Origin of the sequence: Sanguibacter keddieii DSM 10542 (genome assembly GCF_000024925.1) — a bacterium.
Classification (GTDB): Bacteria; Actinomycetota; Actinomycetes; order Actinomycetales; family Cellulomonadaceae; genus Sanguibacter; species Sanguibacter keddieii.
This window is the reverse complement of record NC_013521.1, coordinates 3,553,679-3,569,912: the sequence shown is the minus strand read 5'-3', so window position 1 is coordinate 3,569,912 and position 16,234 is coordinate 3,553,679. Positions and strand designations below refer to the sequence as shown.

Annotated in this window: 15 protein-coding genes; 14 read left to right on the top strand and 1 reads right to left on the bottom strand. The window is 73.8% G+C overall.

Annotated elements, in window-relative coordinates; genetic code table 11:
* The first annotated feature begins 6 nt into the window (after positions 1-6).
* From folP to SKED_RS15690, 14 genes are all read left to right on the top strand, one after another.
* Complete coding sequence (folP, locus tag SKED_RS15755; protein ID WP_012868171.1) at positions 7-1,062, top strand: dihydropteroate synthase; 1,056 nt, start codon at positions 7-9, stop codon at positions 1,060-1,062.
* Positions 1,059-4,694, top strand: coding sequence for a 2-amino-4-hydroxy-6-hydroxymethyldihydropteridine diphosphokinase (gene folK / locus SKED_RS20785; protein ID WP_012868170.1), 3,636 nt, complete (start codon positions 1,059-1,061; stop codon positions 4,692-4,694). The genes folP and folK overlap by 4 nt, the downstream gene beginning before the upstream one ends.
* A complete protein-coding gene (locus SKED_RS15745) occupies positions 4,694-5,176 on the top strand; it encodes a DUF3180 domain-containing protein (protein ID WP_012868169.1) in 483 nt (160 codons plus the stop codon). Before folK ends, SKED_RS15745 begins: the two co-directional genes overlap by 1 nt.
* Entirely contained in the window at positions 5,160-5,684 is a 525-nt protein-coding gene (locus SKED_RS15740; protein WP_012868168.1) for a PH domain-containing protein, read from the top strand. The genes SKED_RS15745 and SKED_RS15740 overlap by 17 nt, the downstream gene beginning before the upstream one ends.
* 143 nt (positions 5,685-5,827) lie before the next feature.
* Positions 5,828-7,273 carry a PH domain-containing protein gene (locus SKED_RS15735; protein ID WP_143755788.1) on the top strand — a complete coding sequence of 482 codons (1,446 nt, stop codon included), beginning with the start codon at positions 5,828-5,830 and terminating at the stop codon, positions 7,271-7,273.
* On the top strand, positions 7,270-8,208 hold the full coding sequence (locus SKED_RS15730; protein WP_012868166.1) for a Rossmann-like and DUF2520 domain-containing protein: 939 nt from the start codon (positions 7,270-7,272) through the stop codon (positions 8,206-8,208). The genes SKED_RS15735 and SKED_RS15730 overlap by 4 nt, the downstream gene beginning before the upstream one ends.
* Positions 8,208-9,173 (top strand): pantoate--beta-alanine ligase, encoded by a 966-nt coding sequence (gene panC / locus SKED_RS15725; RefSeq protein ID WP_012868165.1) that lies wholly within the window; start codon positions 8,208-8,210, stop codon positions 9,171-9,173. Before SKED_RS15730 ends, panC begins: the two co-directional genes overlap by 1 nt.
* On the top strand, positions 9,170-9,625 hold the full coding sequence (gene panD / locus SKED_RS15720) for an aspartate 1-decarboxylase (protein ID WP_012868164.1): 456 nt from the start codon (positions 9,170-9,172) through the stop codon (positions 9,623-9,625). Before panC ends, panD begins: the two co-directional genes overlap by 4 nt.
* Positions 9,622-11,355: an L-aspartate oxidase gene (locus SKED_RS15715; protein ID WP_012868163.1), complete on the top strand. Its 1,734-nt coding sequence runs from the start codon at positions 9,622-9,624 to the stop codon at positions 11,353-11,355. Before panD ends, SKED_RS15715 begins: the two co-directional genes overlap by 4 nt.
* 37 nt (positions 11,356-11,392) lie before the next feature.
* Entirely contained in the window at positions 11,393-12,352 is a 960-nt protein-coding gene (nadC, locus tag SKED_RS15710) for a carboxylating nicotinate-nucleotide diphosphorylase (RefSeq protein WP_012868162.1), read from the top strand.
* A gap of 127 nt (positions 12,353-12,479) precedes the next feature.
* The gene (gene lysS, locus SKED_RS15705; RefSeq protein WP_012868161.1) at positions 12,480-14,012 is read left to right on the top strand and encodes a lysine--tRNA ligase; all 1,533 of its coding nucleotides are present in this window, start codon (positions 12,480-12,482) and stop codon (positions 14,010-14,012) included.
* A gap of 43 nt (positions 14,013-14,055) precedes the next feature.
* The gene (locus SKED_RS15700; RefSeq protein ID WP_012868160.1) at positions 14,056-14,247 is read left to right on the top strand and encodes a hypothetical protein; all 192 of its coding nucleotides are present in this window, start codon (positions 14,056-14,058) and stop codon (positions 14,245-14,247) included.
* 95 nt (positions 14,248-14,342) lie between these two features.
* Complete coding sequence (locus SKED_RS15695) at positions 14,343-14,675, top strand: histone-like nucleoid-structuring protein Lsr2 (RefSeq protein WP_012868159.1); 333 nt, start codon at positions 14,343-14,345, stop codon at positions 14,673-14,675.
* A 94-nt stretch (positions 14,676-14,769) separates the two neighbouring features.
* On the top strand, positions 14,770-15,876 hold the full coding sequence (locus SKED_RS15690) for a lactonase family protein (protein ID WP_012868158.1): 1,107 nt from the start codon (positions 14,770-14,772) through the stop codon (positions 15,874-15,876).
* A gap of 31 nt (positions 15,877-15,907) precedes the next feature.
* On the opposite strand, the gene SKED_RS15685 is transcribed toward SKED_RS15690, so the two are convergent.
* On the bottom strand, positions 15,908-16,216 hold the full coding sequence (locus SKED_RS15685; RefSeq protein WP_012868157.1) for a (2Fe-2S)-binding protein: 309 nt from the start codon (positions 16,214-16,216) through the stop codon (positions 15,908-15,910).
* Positions 16,217-16,234 lie beyond the last annotated feature (18 nt).

The window sequence follows — 16,234 nt, the reverse complement described above, 5'->3', positions numbered from 1 at the left end:
GTGGCTATGTCTGAGCCGACGCACGGCGGTCTCGTGGTGCCCTCGGGCCCCGAGCCGCTGCCCGCAGCGCTGCGGTCGCACGGACGCACCCTCGTCATGGGGGTCGTCAACGTCACGCCCGACTCCTTCTCGGACGGCGGGGAGTGGTTCGAGCCCGGTGCCGCGGTGCAGCACGGTCGGGACCTGCTCGCAGACGGCGCGGACGTCCTCGACGTGGGGGGTGAGTCGACCCGCCCGGGGGCCGCGAGGGTGAGCGTCGAGGACGAGCTCGCGCGGGTCGTCCCGGTGGTGCGTGCCCTGGCTGCCGAGGGGGCTGTGGTCTCGGTCGACACGACCCGAGCGGTTGTCGCCGAGCAGGCCGTGGCTGCGGGTGCCCTCGTGGTCAACGACGTGTCGGGCGGTCTCGCGGACGAGGGCATGGCCGAGGTCGTGGCCCGCACGGGCGTCGTCTACGTGGTGATGCACTGGCGCGGGCACGCCGACGTCATGGACGACCTCGAGCAGTACGACGACGTGGTCCTCGACGTCCGCCGCGAGCTCGCGGGGCGGGTCGAGGCCCTCCTGGCCGCCGGTGTCCGGCGCGAGCAGCTGGTCGTCGACCCGGGACTCGGGTTCTCCAAGGCCGGCGCCGCCAACTGGCCGCTGCTGGCGGCGCTCGACGAGCTCCACGCCCTGGGTCTGCCGGTGCTGGTGGGGGCGTCTCGCAAGAGGTTCCTGGGGCACCTGCTCGCAGGACCCGACGGCGAGCCGGTCCCGCCGCTCGAGCGCGACGCGGCGACAGCCGCGGTGAGCGCTCTCGCGGCAGCGGCCGGCGCCTGGTGCGTCCGGGTGCACGAGGTGCGCGGCACGGCGGACGCCGTCCGGGTTGCTCAGGCGTGGGTCGGTGCCGGACGATCACTGGACACGTCGCGGCACGCAGGACCACCAGCACCAGCAGGTCCACCAGGACCAGCAGCTCCAGCAGCACCAGCAGCGCGAGCGCAGGCAGCACCAGCGACAGCACAGACCGCAGCACCACAGGCAGCACGACGACGGACGACGAGGGACGGGGACAGCGCATGAGCACCTTGGTGCAACGATCGGTCCTGGATGCGAGCGGCTTCCCGCTCGACCAGATCCAGATCCTCGGGATCGCGGCACGGGGCTTCCACGGGGTGCTCGAGAGCGAGCGCGAGGCGGGGCAGGACTTCAGCGCCGACGTGACCCTCTACCTCGACACCCGGGCTGCGGCTCGTGACGACGACCTCGACGAGACGGTCAACTACGCGCTCGTCGCGCAGGACGTCGTCGACATCCTCTCGGGCGAGCCCGTCGACCTCATCGAGACCGTCGCGGAGCAGATCGCCGCGGCCGTCCTCGACCGTCCGCTCGTCGCGTCGGTCGACGTCACGGTCCACAAGCCGCAGGCGCCGATCCCGGTCCCCTTCTCGGACGTGACGGTGACCATCAACCGCGACCGGCTCAACGTGCCCGTGGTGACGTCACCGGTCGCCCCCGCACTGGACGAGCTGCCGGCCGAGGACCTCGCAGAGTCGCGCGCCGACCTTCCGCTGTCGGTCGAGGAACCGCGCGACCCCGACGAGCAGGCCTCGGCCGGGCTGCCGGTGTCGGCACTCCCGGCGGCAGCCCTGCCCGCAGCAGCCCTGCCTGCCGTCTCCTTCCCCTCCGCCGGCCTGGCCGGCGCCCCGGTCCCGTCGGACGGGATCCCGGTGGCCGGGTCTGCCCTCCCGCCGGCGACCGCCCCCACCGAGCTCCCCGAGGCCTTCGAGCCCGTCGCGCTGCGGGTCGACGAGACCGAGAGCGACGTCGCGACCCCGACACCGTCGTCCAGCCCCACCCTCGACCTGCCGCTCGGGCGGCTCACTGCCCCCGTCGCCGCACGCGAGTCCGACCCCGCCAGCTACAGCACCTCGGAGCTGCACCTCGAGTCGGACCTCGTCCACGACGAGCCCGTCGCGAGCGACGAGACCGAGGTGGACCTCGAGACCGAGCCGGACGTCGAGCCCGCCGCAGCCGACGAGACCGCCGCGGCCTCCGACACCGCTGTGGCCGACGACGACCTCCTGCCCGTGGACGGCGACCAGACCACCACGTCCGCCGCCCTCGTGCCGCCGGTCGACGACTCGATCCTCGAGGAGCAGGCGCGCCTGTCCGAGCAGGCGCGGCGACCCGAGGTCTTCGGCCTGCGCCCCCGGACCGACGCGCACCTGCGACCGACCACGGACGACACCGACGACGCGCTGCCCGCCCCGGGCGACGACCACGGGCAGCCCGAGCCGGCCGCCTCCGAGGCGGTCGCCTCAGAGGCCCGCGTCTCCGAGCCTGAGACGCCCGAGCCCGAGCCCGAGACGACAGAGCCCGGGAGGACCGAGCCCACGGAGGGCTCTCCCTCCGCTGGTCCGCAGATGGGTGCCGCGTTCTTCGCCGCGGCGAGCGCTGCGGTCCGGAACGCGAGCCGTGACCGGGCACCGCTGAGCTTCGAGGAGCTCCTCAACCCGAGCGCCACCGGCGACCAGCCGGCGGCCCCCGCGGCCACGCCTGCGTCCGGCACCCCGGCCGACGAGGCCCACCCCTCTGCCACAGGTGTCACCGCGGCGCCAGCCGCTGGGCCTGCGGACGCCCCGAGCCCCGTCGCCGAGGCCGTCCAGGCGGCTGACGCCGAGCCGGAGCCCGAGGTCGAGCACGGCCAGAGCCAGCAGCCGACGGCGCCCGCGCCCGTCCAGGAGCCGGGCGACGACCACCCGCTCGAGCAGCCAGCCGGCCAGCCGCAGGCGGACGAGACGAAGACCGACGGCCACGCGACGCCGGTGCTCGTCGAGCCGACCGAAGAGGCACCCGTCTGGCAGCCGTCCTCCTTCGCCTTCCCGCCGACGGGTCTCAGCACACCGACCGAGCAGGCTGCTCCGGCCGCCCAGGCAGGACTCCCGGAGAGCGGACAGCAGCCGGCTCCCGTGGACGGCGACACCTCGCGCTTCGCCCCGCCCGTGGCCCAGCAGCCTCACGGCACCCTCGAGGACCGGGAGCCCGTCGACACCCTCGAGGCCCAGGACCCCGTCGAGTCCGTGCCGACGCTCAGCGAGCCCGAGGAGAGTGCCCTCGAGACGACGGCGCTGCTGCCCCCGCTCGACCTCGACGACGAGAGCCGGACCGCCCCGGGCGTCGAGGACACCGGTCCCGATCGCACCGGTGTCGACGACTCGGTGCCTGACGCCTCCGCGGCCCTCGGCGACCCTGTCCACGAGACGCAGCTGGTCCCGACGTACGCCCCCGAGCCCGACGCGGACGAGACCCAGGTCGTGGAGACCCGCTCCGAGCCCCTGCTCGGCGACGACGTGCCCGAGGACGCTCCCGACCACGACGAGCAGCGCGAGGACGAGGCTCACGACGCGGTTCCCGGCGAGGTCCACGACGGCGAGGTTCACGACGACGCGGTGTCGGACGACGCCGTGCCTGACGACCTCCTGACCGAGGACGAGGCGTCTCACGTCGAGCCCGACCTCTCCGCCGAGCCCGAGAGCGGAGGCCCTGCCGACCACGCGGCTCCTGCCGAGCCCGCAGCCTTCGCCGAGCCCGAGCCCGAGCCCGCTCTCCGGCCCGACGTCGTCGAGGACCTCGACGCGCCGACGTCCCCCGTGCCGGTCACGGACCCGTCCGGTGTGGACGAGGCCCCGGTGAGCACGCCGCCGTCCGGCTCGGCAGCGATCGCCGCGGCCGCGCTGGCCTCGCCGACCTTCGGCACGCCTGCGCTGGCTGACGGTGCGGAGAGGCGTGGGGAGACCCCGCTCCAGCTGGACCGGATGGACGCCCGTCCTGACGAGCCGGTCGACGTGGTCCTCGCCCTCGGTGCGAACCTCGGCGACGCGCAGGGCACGCTGCGCCGTGCGGTGGCCGAGCTCGACACCCTGACAGGTGTCGACGTGGTCGAGGTCGGCCCGCTGGCGCGGACCGCCGCGGTCGGCGGCCCGGAGCAGCCGGACTTCCTCAACACCGTGGTCATCGTCCGGACCACCCTGTCCCCGCGCGAGCTCCTGCACGGCTGCCAGTCGGTCGAGGCGGGCAACGGCCGTGAGCGGGACGTCCGCTGGGGCCCGCGCACGCTCGACATCGACATCGTGGTGTTCGGCGACGTCATCGGCTCGGCGACCGACCTCGAGCTCCCGCACCCGCGGGCCAACGAGCGGGCCTTCGTGCTCGCCCCGTGGGCGCACCTGGCTCCCGAGGCGCACCTTCCCGGTCTGGGCGGTGGTCCGGTCGCCGCGCTCGCCGCGACCGCGCACGACCGCGAGGGCATCCGCTGGCTCGCGCTCGACTGGTTGCACGACGCAGAGCTGCCCACCGCCGCGCAGACGAGCCGCCCGGCGGCCGTGGCGCCCGCGCTGACGGCGGTCCAGGTGGTCTCCCTCCCCGACGGCGAGACGACCGAGGACCCCGCCACGACGCAGGCACCCGCGGACACGGTGGAGCCCTCTGCGGCGCCGGCCCTCGGCGACCAGCAGCCGCACGCAGCCCAGCCCGAGGCCGAGACGGACCACGACGTGACGCACCCGGAGACGACCGCGGTCGAGGCCGCGCAGGTCTGGACGCCAGACGTCGAGCCGCCGCGTGCCGAGACGCACCTCGACAGCCTGGAGCACATCGAGAGCCCGGACGACACCGTCGACGGCGTGCCTGCGGTCGAGGACCGCACGCTCTGATGGGCCGCACCCGCCTGTCGACGCTCGCGCTCGTCGCGGTCGCGGCGGGTGCGACCACCTGGTGGCTGCTGCGGCTCCTCGAGGGCCGTGGCACCCACCTGGGGCCCGTGCTCTGGGTGGTCGCCCCGGCGCTGCTGGTCCTCGCGGTGCTCGTGCTCTGGGCGGCGAGCGGGGTCCGGTCGTACCTGCGGGGCCGGCGGCCGTCGCTCGACGCGCTCCGCGCCGCGCGCACGGTCGCCCTGGCCAAGGCGGCGTCGCTGACCGGCGCTCTGCTCACCGGCTGGTACGCCGGCCAGGTGCTCCTCACGCTCCCGCACCTGCACGTCGAGGCGCAGCAGGGCCGCGCGTGGAGCGCCGGGGTGGCGGCGCTGAGCTCCGTGGTGCTCGCCGTCGCGGGTGTGGTGGCGGAGCGGTTCTGCGAGCTCCCTCCGCCCGGTGACGGCGAAGACGCCCGGATGCGAGAAGATGGTGCGCATGACTGACCCCACCGGACCCGAGGGCGCCTCGCCCTTCGACCCGCACGGCATCGAGTGGCAGCGCGTGTCGGGACGTCTCGCGACCGCGCGCTACGTGCTGCTCGGCATCTTCCTCGGCGTGCCCCTCGTGGCGCTCGTCGTGCTCGCGGTCGCGCTCCCGCAGGCGGGACCGTGGCTCTGGCTGTCCGCTGCGGTCGTCGCGCTGCTCGTGGCGTGGTCCGCCGTCGTCATCTCCCGGCAGGTCCGGGCGATCGGCTACGCGGAGCGCGACGACGACCTGCTCATCCGCAAGGGCGTGCTGTTCCGCAGCCTCGTGGTGGTGCCCTACGGGCGCATGCAGTTCGTCGACGTCACCGCCGGCCCGCTGGCCCGCAGGCTCGACATCTCCTCGGTCCAGCTGCACACCGCCTCGCCCGGCACCGACGCCACCATCGACGGGCTCGCCCCCGGTGACGCTGCGCGCCTGCGCGACCGCCTCGCCTCGCGCGGCGAGGCGCGGCTGGCGGGTCTGTGACCACCCCCGGCCCAGGCCCCGTCCCGACGCCGGAGCCTGACGAAGGCTCTGCGCGCGCCGCGGCGCCGGTCCCCGACGTTCCCTCTGCACCGCAGGCACCGACGGCGCCTGCTGACGACGCGGCCACGTCGGGCGACCCCGCGGTGAAGGACAGCTCCACCGACTCCAGCACCACCGACTCCACCACCACCACCGTCCCGCCCGAGCTCGAGTGGCGGCGCCTGCACCCGGTGACGCCGCTCGTGCGCGGCTGGGCGGTGCTCGCCGTGCTGCTGTTCGTCGTCGGTCGGCAGACCCTCGAGAGCGCCCCCGGCGGCGACGTGAGCTTCGCGACCGACCACTGGGGCGTCGTGGTGCTCGCGATCCTCGGCGTCGGCCTGCTCGGCGGCGTCTGGGCCTGGCTGTCGTGGCGCATGATGCGCTACGCCTACGACCGCGACGCGGTCTACGTGCACTCCGGGATCCTGTTCCGGCAGCAGCGCAAGGTCCGTCTGGACCGGCTCCAGGCGATCGACATCGTCAAGCCGCTGCTGGCGCGGTTCTTCGGCCTCGCCGAGCTCAAGCTGAGCGTCGCGGGCGGGGGAGACTCCGGGGCGCGCCTCGGGTTCCTCCGCGACGCGGACGCCAACCAGCTCCGCAACGTCCTGCTGGCGCGCGCCGCAGGGGTCGAGTCCGACGGCCCCGACGACGCACCCGTGGAGGAGGCGCCCGAGAGCGCCGTCCTCGACGTGCCCGTGGGCCGGCTCGTCGGCTCGGTGCTGCTCACCGGCGGCACCATCGTCCTCGTGGTGGCGGTGGTCGCCGCGGCAGTGGTCGCCGTCGTCACGCGCCAGGTCGCACCGCTCTTCACCGCCCTGCCGCTGGTCTTCGGGCTCGGGGCTTACGTGTTCTCGAGGTTCTCGGGTGGCTTCGGCTTCACCGGGGCCATCTCGCCCGACGGCATCCGCCTGCGCCACGGCCTCCTCGAGACGCGGTCGCAGACCATCCCGCCAGGGCGTGTCCAGGCGATCCGGATCCAGCAGGGCCTGCTGTGGCGCTCGGCCGGCTGGTGGCGCGTCGAGGTCAACGTGGCCGGCTACGCCGCGGCGTCGGAGGGCGAGCAGGCCGGCGCGGTGCTGCTCCCGGTCGGCAGCCGCGACGACGCCCTGCGTGCGCTGTGGCTCGTGCTCCCGGACCTCGGCGTCGAGGACCCGCGCCCGCTCCTGGACGCCGCGATGACCGGCTCCGGCGACGAGCAGGGCTTCGTCACGAGCCCCCGCAGCGCGCGGTGGCTCGACCCGCTGGCCTGGCGTCGCAACGGCTACGCCGTCACGGGCCGCGCTCTCGTGGTCCGCCGGGGCCGTCTGGTGCGCACCCTCGAGGTCGTGCCGCACGAGCGTACGCAGTCGCTCGGCCTCAACCAGGGCCCGCTGCAGCGCCGTCTGGGGCTGACGAGCTTCGTGCTGCACTCGACCCCGGGGCCGATCTCGCCGAGCGTCGTGCACCTCGCGGACGTCGAGGCGTCGCGGCTGCTCGCGGAGCAGGCCGCACGGGCCCGTGCCGCTCGGACGACCGCGGGACCCGAGCGCTGGATGCAGGCGCCGGGATGACCGAGACCACAGGGGCACGGCGCCCCGGACGGCTCGGCGTCGGCATCGTGGGCGCAGGCCGGGTGGGTGCCGTGCTCGGCAACGCGCTGCGTGCCGTCGGCCACTCGGTGGTGGGCGTGTCCGCCATCTCCGAGGCCTCGCGCGAGCGCGCCGAGGCCATGCTGCCCGGTGTGCCGGTGCTCGACGTCCGTGACGTCGTGGAGCGGTCCGAGCTGGTGCTGCTCACCGTCCCCGACGACGCCCTCGCGACGCTCGTAGCCGGGCTCGCGGACCTCGGTGCGTGGCAGCCGGGCCAGATCGTGCTGCACACCTCGGGTCGCTACGGCACCGAGGTGCTGGCGCCGGCGCGCGCGCAGGGCGCCATCCCGGTGGCCGTCCACCCGGCGATGACCTTCACGGGGACGTCCCTCGACCTCGGCCGTCTCGAGGGCACCACCTTCGCGGTGACCGCACCCGGCCCGGTGCAGCCGATCGGTCTCGCGCTCGTCGTCGAGATCGGCGGCGAGCCCGTGGTCATCGAGGAGGAGGACCGCGGGCTGTACCACGCGGCCCTCGCGCACGGCGCGAACCACCTCGTGGTCCTCGTCGCGCAGGCGGCGCAGGCGCTCCAGGTGGCGGGCATCGCCGACCCGGGGCGTGCGCTCGCACCGCTGCTGCACGCCGCCCTCGACGGTGCGCTGCGTGCCGCCGACGGTGTCGGCGACCCGGTCCAGACGCTCACCGGTCCGGTCGTGCGCGGCGATGCCGGCACGGTCCAGACGCACCTCACCGAGCTCGCCGCGCTCGCGACGCACCGCGACGCGAGCGACACCGTCGACAGCTACCGGTCCCTGAGCCGTGCCGCGACCGTGCGCGCGCTGGCCGCGGGACGGATCAAGGACGCGCAGGCCCAGTCGTTGCTCGACGTCCTGAACGCCCCCGCCAAGGAGAACTGATGCTCAGCGGCCACGCCCGGCCCCTCGTCACCACCACCCGGGCCGACCTCGCCCGTGCCCTGCGCCGGCCCGACCAGCCAGGCACCACCGTCGGACCCGGCCAGGCTGACGGGAACCCGACCCGCCGCCGCGCCGTCGTCATGACCATGGGCGCGCTGCACGCCGGTCACCTCGAGCTCGTGCGCGAGGCCCGCCGCCTCGCCGACGAGGTGGTCGTGACGATCTTCGTCAACCCCCTGCAGTTCGGACCCGGCGAGGACTACGACAGCTACCCGCGCACCCTGGACGCGGACGTGGCGCTCCTCGCGTCGGTCGGGGTCGACGTCGTCTTCGCGCCGACGCTCGACGAGATGTACCCGGACGGACGGCCGATCGTCAGCGTCACCGCCGGGCGCATCGGCACGGTCCTCGAGGGGGCGTCGCGCCCCGGGCACTTCGACGGGGTGCTCACCGTCGTCCTCAAGCTGCTGCACCTGACCGCGCCCGACGTGGCCGTGTTCGGCGAGAAGGACGCCCAGCAGCTGCTGGCAGTCCGGCGCATGGTGCACGACCTCGACGTGCCCGTGACCGTCCACGGGGTGCCCATCGTCCGCGACGACGACGGCCTCGCGCTGTCCTCGCGCAACGCCTACCTGTCGTCCGACGAGCGCAGCCGTGCGCTCGCCCTCTCGGCAGCCCTCGCCGCCGGACGCGACGCCGCGACCGCAGGGGCGACGGCAGCCGCGGTCCACGCAGCAGCCCGGCAGCGTGTCGACGCCGCCGAGGGCGTCGACCTCGACTACCTGGTGCTCGTCGACCCGGCTACCGTGGACGACGTGCCGCCCGACCACGCCGGCCCGGCCCTGCTGCTCGTCGCCGCACGCGTCGGCACGACGCGGCTCATCGACACGATGGCGGTCGAGGTGGCAGACCCCACCACTCAGCACACCACCCCCCAGCACCGCACCACCGGAGGAACCCCGTGACGTCCCTGCAGCGTCCGATGATGATCGGCAAGATCCACCGCGCGACGGTGACCCAGGCCGACCTGCACTACGTCGGCTCGATCACGGTCGACAACCTGCTGCTCGAGGCCGCAGACCTGTACCCGGGCCAGCAGGTCGACGTCGTCGACGTGACCAACGGGTCGCGGCTGACCACCTACGTGATCCCGGGTGAGCCCGGCTCCGGTCAGGTCTGCATCAACGGCGCCGCGGCGCACCACGTGCACCCCGGCGACACGGTGATCATCATCGCCTACGGCATGCTGGCCGACGCCGAGGCCCGCCACTACCTGCCGCACGTCGTGTTCGTCGACGGCGACAACGCCGTGGTCGAGGTCTCGGAGGAGCCGGGTCTCGTCCCCGAGGGCTACGACCTCGAGCCGAGCGGTCTCGCGATCGCGCCGTTCCAGCAGCAGCACGGCACCGAGGCGTGACCACCACCGCCGTGCCCGGGCCCGCGCGGCCCGGGCCGGCCCTCGTCACCACGCTCGCCGCGCCCGAGCCCGGCTGGACCACGGACGCCGACGTCGTCGTCGTCGGCTCCGGGATCGCCGGTCTGACGGCTGCGCTCGAGCTGCGCACGCGCGTGCCGCGGGTGCTGCTCGTCACCAAGGACGCGCTGTCGTCCGGGTCGACGGTCTGGGCCCAGGGGGGCATCGCCGCGGCGCTCGCCCCGGAGGACTCCCCGGCCGCCCACCAGGAGGACACCCTCGTGGCGGGGGCCGGCGTCTGCGACCCCCGCGCGGTCGAGGTCCTCGTCACCGAGGGGCCGGCCCGGGTCCGCGAGCTCGTGGCGCTCGGGGCGCACTTCGACACCGACGGCGTCGGGGAGATGTCGCTCACCCGTGAGGGCGGCCACCACGCCGACCGCATCGCGCACGCCGGAGGAGACGCCACGGGCGCCGAGATCTCGCGCGCGCTGGTCGCCCAGCTCGAGGCGGTCCGCAACGACCCCGGCATCGAGGTGATCGAGCACGCGCTCGTCATCGACCTGCTGACCAGCGCGGGCCCCGTGACCCCCGCGACGCCCGACGGGCCGCGCCGCTCGGTCTGCGGTGTCACCCTGCACGTCCGAGGTGCGGGCAGCCGCGACGGCGTCGGCGCGGTCCGCAGCCGCGCGGTGGTGCTCGCCACGGGCGGGATCGGGCAGTCGTTCATGTCGTCGACCAACCCGCCGCAGGCCACCGGTGACGGCACGGCCGCGGCGCTGCGCGCGGGCGCGACCCTCGGCGACATGGAGTTCGTGCAGTTCCACCCGACGGTCCTGTGGCTCGGCAGCGCGGCGAAGGGGCAGCTCGCCCTGATCTCGGAGGCCGTCCGCGGCGAGGGCGCGTACCTGGTCGACGTCTTCGGCCACCGGTTCATGCCGGCCGTCCACCCGATGGCGGAGCTCGCACCGCGCGACGTGGTCGCGCACGCGATCGTCCGGCAGATGGCGGTGACAGGCTCGGACCACGTGCTCCTCGACGCCCGGCACCTCGGAGCGGACTTCCTGCGGCGCAGGTTCCCCACCATCACGGAGCGACTGCTCGCGCAGGGCCTCGACATCACGGAGGAGCTCGTCCCGGTCGCGCCCGCCCAGCACTACCACTCCGGCGGTGTCGTGACGAACCTCGACGGCCGCTCGACGGTCCGTGGGCTGTACGCCGTCGGCGAGGTCGCGTGCACCGGGGTGCACGGCGCCAACCGGCTCGCGTCGAACTCCCTGCTCGAGGGCCTCGTGTTCGCGCACCGCGCCGCCGAGGACATCGCGGGGCGCATGGCCGCCGGGGAGCTCCCGCTGCTCGAGCCGGTGCCGCGGCCGGGGCCCACCGGTCTGGTCATGGCGGCGAGCCGCACGCGGATCCAGCGCGTCACGTCGACCGGCAGCGGGGTCATCCGCTCGGCGGAGAGCCTCGCCGTCGCGGCCGAGAGGCTGGCCTCGGTCCGCACCGACGCGAACCTCCCGGAGGCGGTCGCCGGCGACCTCAGCGCGCAGCCGCAGACCGCCGAGTGGGAGACCAGCAACGTCCACCAGGTCTCGACGGTCCTCACCGCGGCTGCCGCCCGCCGGACGGAGAGCAGGGGCGGTCACTTCCGCTCCGACTTCCCGGAGCGAGACCCGGCCTGGGAGCGCCGGGTGACGGTGCACCTCGCCGAGGACGGCACCCTCCAGGTCGACTGAGCGGCCCACCGGTGGCACCGCAGGGGTCGGATACCGTGTGGGGGTGACTCACCCCTCCGCGCCCGCTGCCCAGACCGAGCCCTCCGTCAGGTCCTCTGCTGAGACCACCGTCGAGCCGGGCCTCGACCCCGCCTGGATCAGCGACACCGTGCGCCGCACCCTCAGCGAGGACCTCGGGGGAGACCCCGGGCGCGACGTCACGAGCCAGGCGACGATCGCCGTCTCGTCGGGCGCCGTCGCGCACCTCGTGGCGCGTCAGGAGGGTGTCGTGGCGGGCCTCGTGCTCGTGCAGGAGGTCGTCGACCAGGTGTCGGCGCGCTTCGGGCTCGGACCGGTGCGCGTGGACCTGGACGTCGTCGACGGGACGCGGGTCGAGCCCGGTCGCCGGCTCGCGGTGCTCACCGGGCCCGTGCAGGTGCTGCTCATGGCGGAGCGGTCGCTGCTCAACCTCGCCAGCCGTGCCTCGGGCGTCGCGACCGCGACCCGCGCCTGGGCGGACAGGCTCGAGGGGACGCAGGCCACGGTCCTCGACACCCGCAAGACCACGCCTGGGCTCCGCGCGCTCGAGAAGTACGCCGTGCGGGCCGGCGGCGGGACCAACAAGCGCATGGGCCTCTACGACGTCGCGATGGTCAAGGACAACCACGTGGTCGCCGCCGGCTCCGTGACCGCTGCGGTGCACGCGGTCCGTGAGGCCTTCCCGGAGGTGCTCGTCCAGGTGGAGGCCGACACCTGCGCGCAGGCGCTCGAGGCGGTCGCGGCAGGTGCGACCTTCCTGCTGCTCGACAACATGAGCACGCCCACCCTCACCGAGACCGTCGCCGCGGTCCGGGCCGGCGAGGGGCAGACCGGTCCCGTCGAGCTTGAGGCCACCGGGAACCTCACGCTGGACCGTGCCGCCGAGGTCGCAGCGACGGGCGTCGACTACATGTCGGTCGGTGCGCTGACCCACTCGGCGCCGATCCTGGACCTCGCGCTCGACCTCGTCTCGCGCTGACCTGCTGACGCCGCGCCACCCCGCGCCGCCCCACCCTGCTCCGTCCCCACCCCGCCCTGTCCGCAACCCGCTCTGTCCCCGCCCCGAGCCAGCCGAGCCCGCCCCGGCACTCCACTAGGATGGCGGGGTGACTTCTGAGCAGACCCCCGCGACCGCAGACCCCACTCTCGCCGACGGGGAGAACGACCTCCCCGAGCAGCTGCGGGTGCGTCGGGAGAAGCGCGACCGGCTGCTCGAGAGCGGCGTCGAGGCCTACCCGGTCGAGGTGCCCCGCACGCACTCGATCGCCGAGGTCCGCGCGCAGTACGCGCACCTCGAGACGGGCGAGGAGACCGACGACCTCGTCGGCGTCGCCGGTCGTGTCGTGTTCCTGCGCAACTCCGGCAAGCTCTGCTTCGTCTCGCTCCAGGACGGCGAGGGCAACCGCCTCCAGATCATGCTGAGCCTCGCGGTCGTCGGCGAGGAGTCGCTCGCCGCGTTCAAGGCAGACGTCGACCTCGGTGACCACCTCTTCGCGCACGGTCGCGTGGGCAGCTCGCGCCGCGGCGAGCTGAGCGTCTTCGCGGACTCGTGGCAGATCGCCGCGAAGGCGCTCCGCCCCCTCCCGGTGCTCCACCGTGAGCTCTCGGAGGAGGCCCGCGTCCGTCAGCGCTACGTGGACCTCATCGCGCGCCCGGCGGCCCGCGAGGCGGCGCGCCTGCGCGCCGGCGTGGTCCGGTCCCTGCGCGAGAACTTCCACGACCGCGGGTACATGGAGATCGAGACCCCGATGCTCCAGACCATCCACGGCGGTGCGGCCGCCCGGCCTTTCACCACGCACATGAATGCTTTCGACATCGACCTGTTCCTGCGGATCGCCCCCGAGCTGTTCCTCAAGAGGGCCGTGGTCGGCGGTATCGAGCGCGTCTTCGAGATCAACCGCAACTTCCGGAACGAGGGTGCTGACTCCACGCACTCCCCGGAGTTCGCGATGCTCGAGGCCTACGAGGCATATGGCGACTACAACTCCATGGCGGTGCTCACCAAGAATCTTGTCCAGAAGGCGGCTCTCGACATGTTCGGGACCACTCTCGTGACGCTCGCCTCGGGCGAGGAGTACGAGCTCGGCGGCGACTGGGCCGAGCTCACCATGTACGGGTCGTTGTCGGAGGCCCTCGGCGAGGAGATCACCCCGCAGACCACCGTCGCGCGGCTCACGGAGCTCGCGGACGCCGTCGAGATCTCGATCGACCCGAAGAAGGTCAACCACGGAAAGCTCGTCGAAGAGCTCTGGGAGCACCACGTCGGCAATTCTCTCTACGCGCCGACCTTCGTCCGGGACTTCCCCGTCGAGACCTCGCCGTTGACGCGCGACCACCGCTCTGTCCCCGGGCAGGTCGAGAAGTGGGACCTGTACGTCCGTGGTTTCGAGCTCGCGACCGCGTACTCCGAGCTGGTGGACCCGGTCGTCCAGCGCCAGCGCTTCGAGGCGCAGGCGGTCCTCGCAGCTGCGGGCGACGACGAGGCGATGGTGCTCGACGAGGACTTCCTCACGGCGATGGAGTACGCGATGCCGCCGAGCGGGGGCATGGGGATGGGCCTCGACCGCCTGCTCATGGCGCTGACGGGTCTGGGGATCCGCGAGACGATCCTGTTCCCGCTGGTCAAGCCGCAGCGTTGAGCGCGGTGCCAGGAACGGGCGCGGCGCGTCGTATGGTGGTCCGGTGAGCACCTTCTGGACCGCCTTCGCCGCGCTCGTCCCGTCGATCGGGGTGGGCGTCCTGTTCTACTTCGCGATGCGTTTTATCATTCGCGCGGACCGTAACGAGCGGGCCAACCTCGCTCGTCTCGATGCCGAAGAAGACGCACGCACTGAGCGAGAGGTCCCACCGACGGGTGCGGGTATCACCCCGTAAAATCATCCGCCTTTCTGTTCTCCAGTTGACGCTCCATCAGGAATGATGCGAGCATGAAGTCCCCTGCAGCGAAACAGAATGGTGAGGTACCTCAAGTGGCACAGAAGGTTCAGGTAATTCTTGTCGACGACCTCGACGGCGGCACCGCCGACGAGACCGTGACTTTCTCCCTCGACGGCGTCTCGTACGAGATCGACCTCTCGACGGACAACGCGTCGGCATTCCGCGACTCGCTCGCGAGCTGGGTCGGTCACGCACGCAAGGTCGGCCGTTCTGCGGCACGCCCCGCGAAGCGTTCGGCGCGTCAGCCTTCCGGCGGCACCTCGCCCAACGACATCCGCGAGTGGGCTCGCGCCAACGGCCACACGGTCAACGAGCGCGGCCGCATCTCGGCCGAGATCAAGGCTGCGTACGAGGCGGCTCACTGACGTCCTCCGACGTCGGCACGAGAGGGTGGTGGACCAGTCGGTCCACCACCCTCTCGTCGTCCCAGGGGACGCCCGCCCTCGATAGGCTGGGCCGGTGACCACACCTCCCGCACCGCTGCAGCGTCTCCTCGTCGGCACCTACCCCACCTCGGGCGGCCCAGGGTCGGGGGAGGGGATCTGGTCCGTCGACCTCGACCCGCGCACCGGGGAGCTCTCGGGCGCCCACCAGCTGGTCGAGGTCGCGTCACCGTCCTTCCTCGCGCTGCACCCCGACGGGACGACCGTGGTCGCCGTCTCCGAGACGGAGCAGGGGCGGGTGAGCACCTTCTCGCTGTCCGGGGACGGGCTGGTCCTCACCTCGAGCGCGTCGACGGGCGGCGCTGACCCGTGCCACCTCGTGGTGGACGAGCGCGACGTGTGGGTGGCGAACTACTCCTCCGGCAGCCTGGCGGCCCTGACGCTCACGGAGTCGGGCACCCTGGGCGGAGCCCTCGCGACCTTCGCGCACAGCGGCTCGGGCCCGGTGCGCGAGCGCCAGCGCGGTCCCCACGCGCACTACGTCCAGGCGGTCGGAGAGCGCCACCTGTGGGTCAGCGACCTCGGGACGGACGAGGTCCGCCGGTACCGCAGGACTGCGACGCCCGGTGTGCTCGTCGCCGACGGCCTCGCCCTCGCGCTGCCGCCCGGGACCGGCCCGCGGCACGTGGCGCTCGGCGACGACGGGACGGCCTTCGTGGTGGGCGAGCTCGACTCCCGCGTCCACGTGGTCCGGGTCGAGCAGGACGGGTCCGCGACGCATCTCGGGAGCGTGCCCGCCTGCGACACCCCCAGCCCCGAGGCGGGGTCCTTCCCCTCGCACCTGGCACTGAGCGCCGACGGCAGCCGCCTCTACGTCGGGGTCCGCGGTCCCGACGTGCTCGCGACCTTCGCGGTCGAGCGCGACGACGAGGGCCAGCCCGTCCTGCGCCACCTCGCGGACTCACCCCTGGGCGTCGTGTGGCCACGTCACCTCGCGGTGCTGACGGCGCACGCGGCCGACCCCACGCTCTCCGGGCGCCCCGCACAGGCCGACGACCTGGTGGTCGTCGCAGGCCAGACCTCCGGCGGTGTCACGGTCCTGCGCGTCGACCACGAGAGCGGTCAGGCGGAGCCGGTCTCGTCCGTCGACATCCCCGCGCCGGCCTGCATCCTGCCGGTCTGAGCACTACGCGCAGCCGGCTCCACCAGCCCGTTCACCTCCGGCTCAGCGACACCTCGACGAGCCCGGCGACGGCCGAGAGGCACGAGCCGCACCCGCCTCCTGCGCGGGTGAGCACCTGGACGTCGTCGAGCGACGAGCAGCGGCCGGAGCACACGACGTCGCGGATCTCGCCGGCGCTGACGTTGTTGCACGAGCAGACGAGCGTCTCGTCGGCGATCGCGTCGCACGCGGCGGCGTCGAGGGGGACCAGCGGCGTGGCGTCCTCGGGGGGCTCGTCGAGCATGAGGCGCAGCGCCGCGAGGGGGTCCGTGGTGGTCCGGGTCGGTGCGTGCTTCTCCATGCGTCCATCGTCCCGGAC

What these genes read in the sequence shown, in the direction of transcription:
- SKED_RS15685 (WP_012868157.1), bottom strand. Translation starts at nt 16,216, where the DNA reads ATGGAGAAGCACGCACCGACCCGGACCACCACGGACCCCCTCGCGGCG.
- SKED_RS15745 (WP_012868169.1), top strand. Translation starts at nt 4,694, where the DNA reads ATGGGCCGCACCCGCCTGTCGACGCTCGCGCTCGTCGCGGTCGCGGCG.
- SKED_RS15740 (WP_012868168.1), top strand. Translation starts at nt 5,160, where the DNA reads ATGGTGCGCATGACTGACCCCACCGGACCCGAGGGCGCCTCGCCCTTC.
- folK (WP_012868170.1), top strand. Translation starts at nt 1,059, where the DNA reads ATGAGCACCTTGGTGCAACGATCGGTCCTGGATGCGAGCGGCTTCCCG.
- SKED_RS15730 (WP_012868166.1), top strand. Translation starts at nt 7,270, where the DNA reads ATGACCGAGACCACAGGGGCACGGCGCCCCGGACGGCTCGGCGTCGGC.
- folP (WP_012868171.1), top strand. Translation starts at nt 7, where the DNA reads ATGTCTGAGCCGACGCACGGCGGTCTCGTGGTGCCCTCGGGCCCCGAG.
- panC (WP_012868165.1), top strand. Translation starts at nt 8,208, where the DNA reads ATGCTCAGCGGCCACGCCCGGCCCCTCGTCACCACCACCCGGGCCGAC.